At 72.3% G+C, this 15,887-nt stretch carries 11 protein-coding genes; 10 read left to right on the top strand and 1 reads right to left on the bottom strand.

Annotated elements, in window-relative coordinates; translation table 11 throughout:
* The 3 genes from ACZ3IJ_RS36045 to ACZ3IJ_RS36035 form a co-directional block, all read left to right on the top strand.
* A partial coding sequence (locus tag ACZ3IJ_RS36045) for a thioester reductase domain-containing protein (protein WP_467475433.1) occupies positions 1–4,094 on the top strand: 4,094 nt, incomplete at its 5' end.
* A 174-nt stretch (positions 4,095–4,268) separates the two neighbouring features.
* Complete coding sequence (locus tag ACZ3IJ_RS36040) at positions 4,269–4,802, top strand: flavin reductase family protein (RefSeq protein WP_467475431.1); 534 nt, start codon at positions 4,269–4,271, stop codon at positions 4,800–4,802.
* Positions 4,803–4,814: 12 nt separating this feature from the next.
* Positions 4,815–5,369, top strand: coding sequence for a hypothetical protein (locus ACZ3IJ_RS36035; RefSeq protein WP_467475429.1), 555 nt, complete (start codon positions 4,815–4,817; stop codon positions 5,367–5,369).
* Positions 5,370–5,406: 37 nt separating this feature from the next.
* Here the strand turns inward: ACZ3IJ_RS36035 and ACZ3IJ_RS36030 are convergent, their stop codons facing one another.
* Positions 5,407–6,312 (bottom strand): quinone oxidoreductase family protein, encoded by a 906-nt coding sequence (locus tag ACZ3IJ_RS36030; protein WP_467475427.1) that lies wholly within the window; start codon positions 6,310–6,312, stop codon positions 5,407–5,409.
* Between the two features lie 264 nt (positions 6,313–6,576).
* On the opposite strand from ACZ3IJ_RS36030, the gene ACZ3IJ_RS36025 reads away from it, so the two are divergent.
* From ACZ3IJ_RS36025 to ACZ3IJ_RS35995, 7 genes are all read left to right on the top strand, one after another.
* Positions 6,577–7,263: a ScbR family autoregulator-binding transcription factor gene (locus ACZ3IJ_RS36025; RefSeq protein WP_467475425.1), complete on the top strand. Its 687-nt coding sequence runs from the start codon at positions 6,577–6,579 to the stop codon at positions 7,261–7,263.
* A gap of 216 nt (positions 7,264–7,479) precedes the next feature.
* On the top strand, positions 7,480–8,205 hold the full coding sequence (locus ACZ3IJ_RS36020; RefSeq protein ID WP_467475423.1) for a thioesterase II family protein: 726 nt from the start codon (positions 7,480–7,482) through the stop codon (positions 8,203–8,205).
* Entirely contained in the window at positions 8,202–9,059 is an 858-nt protein-coding gene (locus tag ACZ3IJ_RS36015; RefSeq protein ID WP_467475421.1) for a metallophosphoesterase family protein, read from the top strand. Before ACZ3IJ_RS36020 ends, ACZ3IJ_RS36015 begins: the two co-directional genes overlap by 4 nt.
* A gap of 37 nt (positions 9,060–9,096) precedes the next feature.
* Positions 9,097–9,822, top strand: coding sequence for a 4'-phosphopantetheinyl transferase family protein (locus tag ACZ3IJ_RS36010; RefSeq protein ID WP_467475419.1), 726 nt, complete (start codon positions 9,097–9,099; stop codon positions 9,820–9,822).
* 120 nt (positions 9,823–9,942) lie between these two features.
* A complete protein-coding gene (locus ACZ3IJ_RS36005) occupies positions 9,943–12,285 on the top strand; it encodes a BTAD domain-containing putative transcriptional regulator (protein ID WP_467475417.1) in 2,343 nt (780 codons plus the stop codon).
* Positions 12,286–12,519: 234 nt separating this feature from the next.
* A complete protein-coding gene (locus tag ACZ3IJ_RS36000; protein WP_467475415.1) occupies positions 12,520–14,127 on the top strand; it encodes an aspartate aminotransferase family protein in 1,608 nt (535 codons plus the stop codon).
* A 60-nt stretch (positions 14,128–14,187) separates the two neighbouring features.
* The coding region (locus ACZ3IJ_RS35995; protein ID WP_467475413.1) for a type I polyketide synthase at positions 14,188–15,887 on the top strand (1,700 nt) is incomplete at its 3' end.

Genomic DNA, 15,887 nt, shown 5'->3' with positions numbered 1-15,887 from the left:
TCCGCGGCACCGTCCGCTTCACCGACACCCTCACCACCCTCCACAACCACAACACCACCACCTACCTCGAAATCGGCCCCGACACCACCCTCACCAGCCTCACCCACCAAACCCTCCACGACCCCACCGCCATACCCCTCATGCGCCCCGGCCACAACGAAACCCACACCCTCCTCACCGCCCTCGCCACCGCACACACCCACGGCACCACCATCGACTGGCCCACCCTCTTCCAAGGCAACAACCCCCAGCGACTCGACCTCCCCACCTACCCCTTCCAGCGCGAGCGGTACTGGGTCGAGAGTTCGGGCGGGCGCGGCGACCCGGAGAGCCTCGGGTTGCGCCACGAGGAGCATCCGCTGCTGGGTGCGTCAGTGCCGGTGGCGGCGTCCGACGAGGCGTTGTTCACGAGCAGGCTCTCGCTGCGTACGCATCCCTGGCTGGCCGATCACGAGGTTCACGGCTCGGCTGTCGTGCCCGTCGCGGCGCTGGTGGAGCTGGCGGTCCGCGCGGGCGACGAGGTCGGCTGCGCGCTCCTCGACCAGCTGGTGACGGCGGCGCCTCTGGTGATCCCCCGCAGCGCCGGAGTTCACCTCCAGGTCGCCGTGGGCGCGCCCGACGAGGTGGCGGGGACGCGGAAGGTCACCGTCCACAGCCGCCCCGACGCGGGCGACGCTCCGTGGACGTTGCATGCGGAAGGGCTGCTGAGCCCGCACGCACCGGACGTCCCTCCCTTCGATATCGGGCCCTGGCCGCCGGTGGACGCGGAGGCCGTGTCCCCCGCCGACGTCCACGAGCGGCTCGCTCGCGCCGACGTACGCCTCGGCCCCGCCTTCCGGACTCTGACCGCGGCGTGGCGGCGGGGATCCGAGGTCTTCGCCGAGCTGAGCCTGTCCGGGCCGGCGGAGGCTTCGGGTCATCTCCTGCATCCTGCGCTGCTCGAAGGGGCCTTGCGCGTGTACGGAAACCCGGTGGGCGATCACGGGCCGGGCGCACCCACGGTCACGGCGGTACGCGGAGTCCGGCTGTACGCGAGTGGCGCCTCGGATGTGCGGGTCCGTATCACTCGTGGTGAGGACGACGGCCTCCCGACGGTGCACGTCGCCGACCGGAGCGGCGCGCCCGTCGCCGTGTTGTCCGGCGTCGTCCACGGGCGGGTCGAGGGCGGCGCGATCGCTCGCGCGGCCGACCGGACCGCCGATCATCTGCTCCAGGTCTCCTGGATCCCGATGCCGGCGCCCCTGCCCGTGCCGGGGTCGACATCGGGCGCGCGCCCCGAGGCATCGATGCGGTACGGCGTCCTCGGCGGCGACCCCCGCGGGGCCCGGGGATTCGACGGTGTGGCCGAAGTCGCGCGGGCGGTCGGGGCGGGCGAGCCGCTGGACGCGGTGGTGCTGGCGTACGCTCCCCCGTCCGCGGACGATGTGGTCGCGGCGACGCACGACGTGACCCGCCGGGTCATGGAGTTCGCTCAGCGGTGGCTGGCGGAGGAGCGTCTCGCCGATGTACCGCTCGTCGTCATGACCCGGCGTGCGGTGGCGGTGCGCAGGGGTGAGCCGGTGGACCCGGCCGGGGCGGCGCTGTGGGGTCTGGTGCGCTCGGCCCAGTCGGAGGCCCCCGGCAGGTTCAGGCTCGTCGACGTGGACGGCGAGACCACGCCCGCCGGTGCCGCGGACGTCGCGCTCGGCGCCGGGGAGCCGCAGTCCGCCCTCCGTTCGGGACGCCTCTTCGTGCCGCGCCTCCAGTACGCCCCGCAGCCGCCGGGGGTGCCCTCGTCGCCGTACGGCAGCACGGAGGGGACCACGCTCATCACCGGCGGCACCGGTTCGCTCGGCGCCCTCTTCGCGCGCCACCTCGTCCGCGAGCACGGCGTACGGCACCTGCTGCTGACCAGCCGGAGGGGCGAACAGGCCGCGGGCGCCGCCGAGTTGGCCGCCGAGCTCAAGGAGCTCGGTGCCGAGGTGACCATGACCGCGTGCGATGTCGCCGACCGTGAGGATCTGGCCGAGCTGCTGTCGTCCGTGCCCGCGCAGCACCCGCTGACCGCGGTGATCCACGCCGCCGGTGTGCTGGACGACGGTCTGATCGGATCCCAGAGCCCGGAGCGGCTGGCGGCCGTGCTGCGGCCGAAGGCGGAGGCCGCGTGGCACCTGCACGAGCTGACGCGCGAGCGGGAGCTGTCGGCGTTCGTCCTGTTCTCGTCGATCGCCGGCGTGGTGGGGGGCCCGGGCCAGTCCACGTACGCCGCGGCCAACTCCTTCCTCGACGGTCTCGCTCAGCACCGGCACGCGAGGGGGCTGCCCGCCACGTCCGTCGCGTGGGGGCTGTGGGCGCAGGAAGGCGGCATGTCCGGCGGACTGGACGCGACCGACCTCAAGCGCATCGCGCGTAGCGGGTACCTGCCGGTCACGCCGGGGACCGGTACCGCGCTTCTGGACCTCGCCCTCGGTGCCGGCCGGCCCGTGGTCGTGGCGACACCCCTGGATCTCGGTGCCGTACGGGACCAGGAGCAGGTCCCCGCGCTGCTGAGGGGGCTGGTACGTACTCCCCGCCGCCGCAGGGCCGACGACGACGCGGGCGTCACCGGGGTGTCGCTGGCGGACCGGGTGGCCGCCGCCGCGACCGACGCCGAGCGGTCGGGCCTGGTGCTCGACGCGGTCCGGGACGAGGTCGCGCGTGTGCTCGGCCATGGCGACACCGGGCGGATCAAGAACGAGGAATCGTTCCTCTCGCAGGGCTTCGACTCGCTCACCGCGGTGGAGCTCCGCAATCGGTGCGGCGCGCTCGTCGGCGGCCGGCTGCCGGCCACGGTGGTCTTCGACCATCCCACTCCGGTGGCCCTGGCGGCCTTCGTGCACGACGAGCTGACCCGGCGTACGGCGGGCTCGGGTTCCCGCGGGCCGGAGTCCTCGGACCCCGTGGCCTCCCAGGACTTCGCCGACGAGGTGCGCCTCTCCGATGACATCCGGCCCGCGGCCGAGGTCGTCCGCTCCGTCGGCGACCCTCGCGAGGTGCTCCTGACCGGCGCGAGCGGATTCCTCGGCGCGTTCCTGCTGCGGGACCTCATGCGCTCGACCGGGGCGCGGGTGCACTGCCTGGTCCGCGGCGACGACCCGGTACGGGCCCGTGCCCGGCTCCGGGAGAACCTGGAGCGCTACCAGGTGTGGGACGCGGTGGACGCCGACCGGCTCTCGGTGATCGTGGGTGACCTGGCAGAGCCGCGGCTCGGTCTGTCCGAGGAGGACTTCGACCGGCTCGCCGAGACGGTCGACGTGGTCTACCACAACGGGGCCCAGGTGCACTGGCTCCACCCGTACCAGAGTCTGAAGGCCTCGAACGTGGGCGGAACGGAGGAGGTGCTCCGCCTGGCGGCGCGCCATCGCACCGTACCGGTCCACTACGTGTCGACCGTCGGCGTCTTCGAAGGCGCGGTGACGCCCGGCGTTCCCCTGAAGGTGAGCGACCCGACCGGCCCCGCCGAGCGGCTGCCCAGCGGCTATCTGCAGAGCAAGTGGGTCGCGGAGCAGGTCGTGGAGCTCGCCCGGGAGCGCGGTCTGCCGGTCTCCGTCTACCGTGTCGACGTCATCTCGGGCGACCAGGACAACGGCGCCTGCCAGACCAACGACTTCGTCTGGCTGAGCCTCAAGGGGCTGCTGCAGGCCGGGGCGGTGCCGGCCGGTGCCGGCGGGCGCTTCCATCTGCTGCCGGTGGACTATGTGAGCGCGGCGATCCTCCGGATCTCCGGCCGCGCGACGGCGGCGGGCCGGACCTTCCATCTCTTCAACCGGAGTGCGGTGAGCCTGCGGGAGTGCGTGGACCGGTTGCGGTCGCTCGGCTACTCGCTGGACGAGGTCGACTGGGAGACCTGGCGTGAACGGGTCGACGCGGACCGGGCGAATGCCATCACGCCCCTGCTGCACGCCTTCGAGATGATGACGGCCGACACCGACACCTTCTATCCGGCGATGGACACGACGGAGACCGATGCCGAGCTGAAGGGAAGTGGAATCGCGTGCCCGGCGCTGACGGAGGAACTCTTCGTCAAATACGTGACCTTCTTCAGGCGGACCGGCCATTTCCCGGAGGCGGGCTGACCGGGCCGCCGGGCGGGGATCCCATCTGCCCGTCACCCAGTGGCAATCGGGCTCCCCGCCCGTGCACGACCGCAGACGATTCGCCCCACAGGGCCGGTGTGGTTACCTCGTGATGAGTGGCCAGAGAATGCCGGACCCTACCGTTCGTCCCATGGTTCTCTCGAAGGGTTCGGCATGAACTATGCATCCGCAGGTGAAACCGTCGACCGAATCCAGGTCGCGCCGTCCGCGCTGCGCGAGACGATGTCACGCTTCGCGACCGGGGTCATCGTACTGAGCGTCGGTGGTGAGCATGTGCACGGAATGACGGCCAATGCCTTCAGCTCGGTCTCTCTCGAACCGCCGACGGTGCTCTGCTGCGTGTCGCACAGCGCGGTGATGCACAAGGCGATCACCTCGGCGCGCAGTTTCGGTGTCTCGGTGCTGAGCGCGGAACAGGAGTCGCTGGCACGGCACTTCGCCGACAAGCACAGGCCTCTGGGGCCGGCGCAGTTCGAGGGGATCGGCTGGCATCCGGGCGAGGTCACCCGGGCGCCGCTGCTGAACGGCGCGCTGGCCTGGCTCGAATGCGAACTGGCCGACTCGCACGAGTCGGGCGATCACTCCATATTCATCGGCGACGTGGTGGGCACCTCCAGTCCCACCGACGACGCCGGACTGCTGTTCTTCAACGGCCGCTTCCAGCAGACCGTCACCCCGCCCCGGTGAGCGGGAGCCACCATGGCGGCCACACACCTGGGGTCATCTGACGAGAACGCCTTCTGGGACGCCGTCGGAGGCAGTTTCGTCGCGGCGCTCAACGAGGGGCTCGCGAGAGCCAGGCACTCGACGCTGCGAGCGCGTGGCGTCGGCCGACCCGCGGCAAGACCTGCGGAGTTGGACCATCCCTTCGCGGCGGCCGTCATGCGCGCCTTCGAGACGGCTCTGCCGGCCGCTATGGCCGTGGAGGACAAGCAGAGCACGGGCCTCCAGGCCGCACTTCAGGGTCACGGCCGGGAGACGCTGGTCGCGGCCCTGGAACTCACGGACCGCCGGGGTCCTGCGCTCTCGCGCGGAGTCGCAGGGCCGCTCGCACACGGAGTCGTACGGCCACTCGCACACGGAGCCGTACACCCCCTGCTCCCCCGGCACGAGCACCTGGTGGTCACGCTCCTCATGGAGTCCGCGGCGCTGGTCCTGTCGGAGCGCCCTGAACTCGGCGGCACCGACGGCCGCCCGGCGGCACTCGTCCGCGCCCTCGGGCGCCGGGCGCGGAGCGGCGGCGCGGGCGGCTGAGGCCCGACCCTCGGATCGGGCCGGATCAGGGGGCCCGTCAGGGGATCAGGATCACCTTGCCCACCGTGCGCCGCGCCAGCAGGTCCTCGTGGGCCTGCCGGGCTTCGGTGAGCGGATAGGCCCTGGTGGCCACCGGGTTGAGCCGACCCCGCGCCATCAGGTCGAACAGTTCCTTGAGCGGGCCTTCGACCGCGCCCGGTGCGGCGAGCGTGGGCCGCAGCCAGAACCCGACGACCGAGGCGTTGATCCGGCCCAGGCGGGCGGGGTCGACCGGTGTGAAGGCGCTGCGCGAGGCGTTGCCGTAGCTGACCAGCCGACCGAAGGAAGCCAGGGATCCCAGGGCCTGGTCGAAGAGTTCGCCGCCGGCCGCGTCCAGGATGACGTCGGCCTTCTCGTCCAGGGGGTACCCGACGACGGCGTCCGCCCCCAGCTGCCGTGCGAGCCGCTCCTTGCCCGGTGAGACCTGCGCGAGCACGCGGCCCGCGCCGAACTCCTTGGCCAGCTGCACGGCCAGGCTTCCCACGCCACCCGCCGCGGAGTGGACGACGACGGTCTCCCCCGGGCCCAACCGGGCGGCGGAGCGCAGCAGATGCCAGGCGGTGAGTCCCTGCATCATCAGGGCCAGGGCCCGCCCCGCGTCGAGGTCGTCCGGAATCGGGACGAGCGCGGACTCCTTGGCGACCGCCTGCTGCGCATAGCCGCCGGACACCCGGGCGAGCACGCGCCGTCCGTCGGGAGTACGGCCCACGACCTCGCTGCCCGGCACGTACGGCAGCAGGTCGGCGGTCAGGTACGACCCGTCCACCTGGTGCGTGTCCGCGAAGTTCACGCCGACGGCCTCCACGGTGACGAGCGTCTCGCCCGGACCCGGTCGGGGCGTCGGCACATCCACGACGGCGAGGACCTCGGGACCGCCGAAACGGTCGAACTGGATAGCGATCATGCGGCACTTTACCGCGCCGCACCGTGAGGGCCCGGTTACGATCCGGTCGTCGGGGCATACAGTTGCACCCCGCACGTTGATGCCCGAGCACCGCAACCGGAGGGTCGGAGACGTCATGCCACAGCCCGGCGATTGTCAGGCACCGACGGCCGCACTCCGGCCAATTCGGCGGCGTGGCCGCTCCCTTGGTTAACGATTCTCCTTTGCCCTGTGGCATGTTCTCGTGCGCCCGACCAGTTGCTCACGTCCCCATCGGAGCGCCCCATGGCCAAGCAACCCCGCGCGCTGCGCACTCGTCAGGATCTGATCCGTTCAGCCGCCGAAGTCTTCGAGCGTGCCGGATTCGCCGACGCCTCGATCGCCGTGATCAGCTCGGCGGCCGGCGTGAGCAATGGCGCTCTGCACTTCCACTTCAGGAACAAACGGGCCTTGGGAGAGGCGGTCGAACTCGCGGCCGCCCAGACGCTTCTGCATTTCACCGGACGGGTGCCGCTGCGACACCCCGCCCCCCTGCAACTCCTGGTCGACACCTCTCAGGCGCTGGCCGAGAACCTGCTGAGCGACCCGGTCCTGCGGGCCGGATTCAGCCTGGCCAGCGACGCGACCTGGCAGGGCCAGGTCAACCTGTGGGAGGAGTGGCAGGACTGGGTGCAGCTGATGCTGATCGTCGCCAGGGAGAGAGGCATGCTCACCTCCCACGTGGTGCTCGAGGACGCCGTTCTCGCGATCACGTCCATCGTCGCCGGATTCGAGGTGCTGTCCCGTATCGACACGGAGTGGGCGTCCCGTCGTGCCGTCACCGCGTTCTGGCGGCTGATGCTGCCCCAGCTCGCCGTCGCGGAGACCTGCGGCACCCTGACCCCGGAAGGGAGCGCCTCGCCTCCGGTCGGGCCCGTGAGTCCGTACGGGTCCCAGGACTGGGACATGGCCGAGACCTGCGGCGCCGCGTAGGCCGACCGTCGCCTCCCCGCTCGCGGACGGGGCGTGAACCGTGCTTTCTTTGCTGGGCGTTGTGCGCGGCTTGTGCGTCCTTTGAACGTCACCGCGCACCATGGGAGTGCGGTACGGCCGCGTCAGTGGTGGGACGAGTCAGGGAGAGTCGACGTGGTGGGAGTGGCGAGCCGGTGGCTGCGCAGGTTCGATCCGCCGTCGGGGCAGGGTGCTGTCATGACCGGCGCGCCGCGGCTGTTCTGTTTCCCGCACGCGGGCGGTGCGGCCAGCTCGCTGCGTCCGCTCGCCCTCTCCCTCGCCCCCGCACTCGACGTACTGGTCGCGCAGTACCCGGGCCGGCAGGACCGCCGGCTCGAAGCGCCCGTCGACGACCTCGACAGGCTCGCCGACGCCCTGGCGATCGAGGTCTCGGGACAGATCGACGGGCCTTACGCCCTCTTCGGCCACAGCATGGGGGCTGTCCTCGCCTACGAGGTCGCCCGCCGGCTCTCGCCACGGCGGGGACCGTCCGCGCTGATCCTGTCGGGCCGCGGCGCGCCCAGGCCCGAGCCGGGGCGCCACGACCGGCTGCGGACCGATGACGACATCGTCCGGGCCGTGTCCGCGCTCGGCGGCACCACACCCGAGGTCCTGCGGGACCCGGAGCTCAGGGAGATGGTCATGCCCGCCCTGCGCGCCGACTACCGGGCGATCGGCTCGTACGGGTGGAAGCCGGGGCCGCCGTCGACCGTCCCGTTCACCGTGCTCGTCGGTGACAGCGATCCGGTGGTGACCGTGGAACAGGCCCAGAAGTGGGCGGAGTTCACGACTGCCCGCACCGTCACGCAGGTGTTCTCCGGCGGGCACTTCTTCCTCGACGCCCACCTCGCCGAGGTGTCCGAGGCGGTCGCCACGGCGTGCGTAACCGCCTGTGCCTCCGGCGTGGCGACGGCGCGCGGATGACCGTCGGACGCCGGGTGCCCAGGCTGCTGGCCGTCAGCGACCTGCATGTACGCCACAAGGAGAACCGGACCGTCGTCGAGGGGCTGCGGCCCACCTCTCCGGACGACTGGCTCATCGTGGCCGGCGACGTGGGCGAGTTCGTGGAGGACATCGTCTGGGCGTTGCGTCTGCTGAGCGAGCGGTTCGCCACCGTGGTGTGGGCACCGGGCAACCACGAGCTGTGGACCCATCCGCACGATCCGGTGCAGCTGCGCGGCGCGCAACGCTACGACCACCTCGTGGAGTCCTGCCGCGCGATGGGTGTCGTCACTCCCGAGGACCCCTACCCCGTGTGGCGGGGTGAGGACCAGGAGGTCGCGGTGGCGCCCCTGTTCGTCCTGTACGACTACTCGTTCCTCGCGCCCGGCGCGCGCGACAAGCAGGAGAGCCTCGCCATCGCCGAGGCGGCCGGGATCGTGTGCACCGACGAGTTCCTGCTCCACCCCGACCCGTATCCGAGCCGAGAGGCGTGGTGCGCGGCCCGGCTCGCCGCGACCGAGGCCCGTCTGGCCGCCGTCCCCGACGACCGGGCGACGATCCTGGTCAACCACTTTCCGCTGGTGAGGGAACCCACGCACATCCTGCGTCATCCCGAGTTCGCCCAGTGGTGCGGCACCCGGGCGACGGCCGACTGGCCCACGCGCTTCCGCGCGGTCGAGGTCGTCTACGGCCACCTGCACATCCCACGCCTGATCCACCACGACGGCGTCCCGCACCGCGAGGTGTCCCTCGGCTACCCGAGGGAGTGGCAGCGTCGGGCCGATGCCCCCGCGCTGCCGGTGCAGATCCTGCCGAGGGCGACGCCGAACCCCTGACGCGATCGCGTCGCACGGACGAGACGGAGCCTTTCGGATGATCGATGAGTTGCTGCCCGTGCCCCTGGCCGTCGCCGACACCCGACACGATCGTCCGGAATCCGTGCTGTACCCGGCCGAGGCGCGGACGGTGGCAGGCGCGGTGGACGAGCGTCGGCGGGAGTTCGCCACCGTACGGTTCTGCGCCCGAAAGGCGCTGCGGGAGCTCGGCGTGTCACCCGCCCCGATCCTCAACGGCGAGCGCGGCGCGCCGGTCTGGCCCGCCGGGACGGTCGGCAGCATGACCCACTGCCGGGGATACCGCGCGGCCGCCGTCGCGTACGCCACGGACCTGGCGACGATCGGGATCGACGCCGAGCCCGACCTGCCGATCAGGGACGAGGGCACCCGGGAGCTGGTGATGGTCGGGGAAGAGCGGGACCGGGTGGCGGCACTCAGGGCGCGTCACCCCGAAGTGGCCTGGGACCGGCTGGTGTTCAGCGCCAAGGAGAGTGTGTACAAGGCCTGGTACCCGCTGACCGGCCGCTGGCTGGACTTCCATGAGGCCGTGGTCACGGTCGACCCGGAGCGGGGGAGCTTCAAGGCCCGCCTTCTGGTCCCGGGGCCGGAGATCGGCGGCCAGCGGGTCGGGACGTTCCAGGGCGGCTGGCTGCGCCGCGACGGGATCCTGCTGACCGCGATCGCGCTCACCCCCATGGGAGTCGCTGTGACACGTCCGCTTCCCTCGGCGGGGCGGCCGGCGACGGTGTCCGGGGCGCGCTGAGCCCGGCCGTCCGCCTTGTTCGAGATTTGTGTGGGCTTGGACCGGCGTCGTGCAGGCTGGTGCCGCGGAATCGCCGCCAATGACGCCTCCGGGCGGCCATGGAGCGTAGCGGGGGGATCGATGCAGTTCCGAGTGCTGGGTCCGATGGAAGTGGTCGACAACGGCAGGGCGGTGGTGCTCGGCGGCACCAAGCAGAGAGCCACCCTGGGGTTCCTGCTCCTGAACGCGAACAAGGCGGTGGCCACGAGCCAGCTGCTGAACGCCCTGTGGGGAGTCGACGACGCGCCGATGACGGCGCGCAAGATCCTGCAGAACGCCGTCTACGGGCTGCGCGGCGCCCTGTCCGCGGTCCGGGGTTCGGCCGGCGGCGACACCGCGACCCTGCTGACGCAGCCGCCCGGCTACATGATGCGGGTGGAACCCGAGAAGGTCGACCTTCATCTGTTCCACTCCTGGGTCGGCCAGGGGCGGCAGTTGCTGTCCCAGGGGACTCCCGGGTCGGCGGCGCCGTTGCTGCGTGACGCGCTGGCACTGTGGCGGGGCCCGGCCCTCGCCGATCTGGTGGAGAGCGGGGTCCAGTGGCCCGAGCTGGTCGCTCTGCAGAACACCCGCCTCGACGTGATGGAGGACTACTTCGAGGCGCAGCTGGCCTGCGGAAGGCATCACGAGATCCTCGCCGAGCTGGAGACCATGGTGCGCGCCGAGCCGCTGCGGGAACGGTCCTGCGGCCAGTTGATGCTGGCGCTGTACCGGTGCGGGCGGCAGGCGGACGCACTCGCCGAGTACAGCCGGGTGCGGGCGGTCCTGGTGGAGAACCTGGGCCTCGAGCCGGGCCGCGGTCTGCAGCGGCTGCAGCAGTCGATTCTCGCTCAGGACTGTTCCCTGGCCTTCGAGCACGTGCCGGTGCGGATGTCGGAGCGGATGCCGGAACGGGCGCCGGAACGGATGTCTGAGGGAATGTCGGAGCGGATGCCCGCCCGGGAGACTCCGTCGGGCGACGTCCTCTCGGCGGAGCCCGTCGCGCCCGCCGCACCGGCGGGGGCGGTCGACCTGCCGGGGGTCGCGGCCGAGCCGGTCCCAGGCGCCGCTGACGCGCCTGGGGCGGAAGCGGGGCGGACCGGACCGGCCGGCGAGACCGACCCCTCCGCCGCGGCGCGCCGGACGAGCACCGACCGTCGCCAGGTCAGCGTGGTCTCCCTGCGCACCCGTCTCGCACCCTCCCTGGGCAGCGGTGCCGAGCAGGAACTCGACGATCTCCTCGACGGCGCCGCCCTGTTGGTCCGGGAGCAGGTCGAACGGTTCGGCGGTACGGTCGTGGCCTCCATCGGCTCGGTGTCCCTGGCCCTGTTCGGACTCGACGACCCGCACGAGAGCGACGCCGCGAACGCCGTTCTCGCGGCCCTCGCGGTCCGGGACGTCCTGGACGTCTCCACCGGTTCGGGCGGCGCCGGCGCCGCGCAGTCGACGGTGCGGGCCGCCATCACCCAGGGGGAGGTCCTGCTGCGGCGACGGGGGCGGGAGGAGGGGCCCACCGTGGTCGGCGCCGTCCTCGACGAGTCCCAGGCCCTGCTGGGGTCGGTGCCCGAGGGAGAGGTGCGGGTCAGCGACGCGGTCCGCCGCGCCAGCGAACAGACCGTCGTCTACCGCCGCTGCGACAGCGCCGCCGCGGCCTGGCAGGCCCTGGGCGCGCGGTCGGCGGGCGCGGCGGGTACCGAGCAGGCGGTGGAGCTCGACGTCCTGCGCGGCCTCGCGCAACGCACCCGGCACCGTGCCGTACCCCACCTGGTGACGATCCTCGGGGACGCCGGTACCGGGAAGAGCCGGCTGCTCGGCGAGTTCGGTCGCTGGGCCGCCGAACAACCGGACGGCCCGCTGGTCGTGTCGGCCCGTGCCTCCGAGGGCCGCGACGGCTCACCCCTGGCGATGGCGGGCCGGCTCCTCGCCGCCTACTGCGGGGTGCGGCCCGACGACGACGAGGGGACGGTGCACGCGGCGCTGGAGCGGGAGGTCCGTGCGCTGTATCCCTCCGACGGGGCGGCGGACCTGCCCTTGCACCGGCTGCGCCCGCTCCTCGCGTCCGCGGGGGTCGATGTCCACTTCGGTGAACTGTGCCCCGGTGAAGTACTGCTCTCCTGGCGGGAGTTCTTCCAGGAGGCGGCGCAACGGCGGCCGATCACGCTCTGCGTCGACGACCTGCACCGCGCCCCCGACATGACCCTGGACACCGTCGAGGAACTGGCGGAGTCCGCAGGGGTGGGGCGCCTGTTCGTGGTCGCCTGTTCCGGGCCGGAACTCCTCGCCCGAAGGCCCTCCTGGGCCGGAGGCAGGAGTCACACGACCACGGTCACGCTGGACCCGCCCCAGCGCATCACCCACGAGGAACTCGTGGAGTTCCTGCTCGCCGCGTCGCGCAACGACGCCTTGCAGAGCATCGGCGAGCCCAGGGATCCGGCCGCCGCGTGAGCCCCCGCGACCGGTCGTCGTACTCCGGCGGGCCGGCTTCCCCCGCCGTGTCCATCGTCAGGTAATCGATCACCCACGCTGGTGCGGATGACTTTCTCGTGACCGCCGACTGGCATGGGCGGAACAGGATGGAAGCGACTTCCCCCGAGGGAGCGCCAGGAATGCGGCCGGTGCCGATTCGAAGAGATCGGTCCGCGTTCGACAGGGAGGCGTGACATGAATTCAGGAGCTGCTATGTCGGAACTCGCCGAGCCCAATCTTCGCGCGCTGCTGGCCACGGCAGGACTCGACGTCGAATACGTCCGCGGAGAGGGAAACACGCTCTTCCGCCGCGGGGAGGACGGGGGCGAGATACCGGTCCTCGACTTCGCGGGCGGCTACGGGTCGCTGATCCTCGGGCACAACCACCCCGAGATCGTGGCCCGCGCCCAGCGGCTCCTGGAGGAACAGGCGCCCGTGCACGCGCAGTTCTCCTCCCACCCGTACGCCAACGCACTGGCCGCCGAACTGAACCGGATCGTCCACCGGGAGACCGGCACCGACGAGCCCTACTACGCGACCTTCGCCAACAGCGGCGCCGAGGCGGTCGAAGCGGCTGTCAAGCACGCGGAGATGGACCGGGTGGTACGCCTCGGTGCGATCGTCGCGGACATCGCGGAGGGCATCGACGAGGTCCGTACGGCGGTGGACGCGGGGCTCGCGACGGTGCCCGACGAGGTGTTCACGCGCCTGGGCGTCCCCCGCCCCGCGGCCGGGCAGGACGCGACCGAGGGGGGCGTCGACGGGGGCGCCGAGGGGGCGATCGAGGCGGTGATCGCCGAGGTCACCCGCAGGAACGAGGAGCGGAGCGCCGAGCCTCCGGTGCTCCTGGCGCTCGAAGGCGGCTTCCACGGCAAGCTGATGGGCAGCGTCCAGCTGACCCACAACGCCGGGTACCGGACCCCGTTCGCGGCGCTCGGACTGCGTACCCGGTTCGTGCCCCGGGACGCCCCGGACGTCCTGCGGGAGATCCTCGAGCAGGAGCGGCGGCCGCTGCTGCGTCCGGCCGTCGAGGACGGCGAGGTCCGGCTCGTCGAACGGCCCCACCCCGCGTTCTGCGCGTTCCTTCTGGAGCCGATCCAGGGCGAGGGCGGGATCCACCCGCTGTCGAAGGAGTTCGCCCGCCGGATCCAGGAGTTCGGCGCGGCGGCCGACTGCCCGCTGGTCGTCGACGAGGTCCAGAGCGGGATGGGCCGTACCGGAGCGCTGCTCGCCAGCTCCCACCTGGGCCTGCGCGGCGACTACTACGCGCTCGCCAAGTCCCTGGGCGGCGGGATCGCCAAGGCGGCCGTGATGCTGGTGCGCGAGGCCCGCTACCAGCCCCACTTCGAGCTCGTGCACAGCTCCACGTTCGCCAAGGACAGCTTCTCGTGCCACATCGCGCTGAAGGTCCTGGAGCTGCTGGAGGCCGACGGCGGCCGCGTGTACCGGCAGGCCGTCGAGCGCGGAACGGCGCTGGAGACCATGCTCGGCAAGGTGCGCGCCGGCTACCCCGACGTGGTGAAGGACGTCCGGGGCAGCGGCCTCATGCTCGGGTTCGAGTTCCACGACCAGTCCGGCGCCGCGTCCGAGGCGATCGGCGAGGCGGCACGCTCCGGGCTCTTCGGCTACGTCGTCGCCGGGCACCTGCTCAACGCCCACGGCATCCGCACCTTCCCCACCGCCAGCGCCGTCCACACCCTGCGCTTCGAGCCCTCGGTGTTCCTCACCGACGAGGACATCGACCGGCTGGAGTGGGCCCTGACCGACGTCTGCTCCATTCTGCGCGACCAGCAGGCGCACCGGCTGGCGGTTCCCGCCTGACCGAGCGGCCCGCCCGCCCCTCGAGAACTCCCCCTTCTGAAAGGTCAGCCGAAGGTCATGATGAGTGAGCAGCCTGCGACTCCGGTCGGCACGGACATCGAGCGGAACGAGCCGATCGCCGTCGTCGGCATGTCCTGCCGGCTTCCCGGGGCGGACGGGCCCGCCGCGTTCTGGGAGCTCCTGGCCGGCGGCGTCAGCGCCATCGGAGACGTACCGGCGGACCGCTGGCCCGAAGGCGCCGCGAGCGCGGTCACCCGCGGTGGCTTCCTCGACACCGTGGCCGATTTCGACGCCGCCTTCTTCGCCGTCTCGCCGCGCGAGGCGGCGGCCATGGACCCCCAGCAACGGCTGGTGCTGGAACTGGCCTGGGAGGCGCTCGAGGACGCGGGCATCGTGCCGGCGTCGCTGCGCGGCAGCAGGACCTCCGTGTTCGTCGGCACCCTGCGCGACGACTACACCAATCTGGTCTACCAGCACGGCGCCGAGGCCGTCACCCAGCACACGATGACCGGAGTGAACCGGAGCGTCATCGCCAACCGGATCTCGCATCTGCTGGGCCTGCACGGACCGAGTCTGACCGTGGACTCCGCCCAGTCCTCCTCGCTCGTCGCCGTGCACCTGGCCTGCGAGAGTCTGCGGCACGGCGAGTCCACCGCCGCCATCGCGGCGGGCGTGAACCTCAACCTGCTCGCCGAGAACACCGTCACCGAGCAGCGGTTCGGGGCGCTGTCGCCGGACGGAGTCACGTACACCTTCGACGCCCGCGCCAACGGCTTCGTGCCCGGCGAGGGCAGCGGGGTCGTCGTCCTGAAACCGCTGGGACGCGCCGTCGCCGACGGCGACCGGATCTACGGCGTCATCCGTGGCAGCGCCGTCAACAACGACGGCGCCACCGACGGCCTGACCGTCCCCAGCCGTGAAGCCCAGGAGCAGGTCCTGCGGGCCGCCCGGGCGCGGGCGGGCGTGGCCGCGGAGGAGGTGCAGTACGTCGAACTGCACGGCACCGGAACCCCGGTCGGCGACCCCGTCGAGGCCGCCGCCCTGGGCGCGGCGCTCGGGACGGGGCGCGATGCGGAGCGCGCGCTGCGCGTCGGCTCGGTCAAGACCAACATCGGCCACCTCGAAGGTGCGGCCGGTATCGCGGGGCTCATCAAGACCCTGCTGAGTCTTCATCGTCGTCTGCTGCCGCCCAGCCTCAACTTCGAGCGCCCCAACCCGGCCATCGACCTGGACGGGCTCGGGCTGGCCGTGCAGCGCGAACTGACCCCGTGGCCGGACCCCGAACGCCCGCTCGTGGCCGGGGTCAGCTCCTTCGGCATGGGCGGCACCAACTGCCACGTCGTCGTCGCGCAGGCGCCCGCGGGCGATGCGGTCGGCGAGTCGGTCTGCGACGAGGACGGCGACACCGGCACGCCTCGCGGGTCGGCCCCGGGCATCCTGCCGTGGGTCGTCTCCGGCGCCGGGGAAGCAGCGCTTAAGGCCCAGGCGGAGCGGCTCGTCGCGCGGGCCGAGAACTGGGGCGGAGACGGGGACGGGGGCAGGAACGGAGACGGGGAGGCCGCGTCCTCGGCCGACATCGGCTGGTCCCTGGCCGCGACGCGCACGGCCCACCGTCATCGCTCGGTGGTGCTCGGCTCCGACCGGTCGGCTCTCGTCGACGGGTTGCGGGCGGTGTCGCAGGGGAGGCCGGCGCCGGGTGTGGTCTCGGGTGTCGTGAACCCCGGGAAGACCGCGTTCCTCTTCACCGGCCAGGGCTCACA

Source organism: Streptomyces sp. NPDC013317 (assembly GCF_055563155.1).
This window is presented reverse-complemented; position numbering and strand designations above follow the sequence as displayed.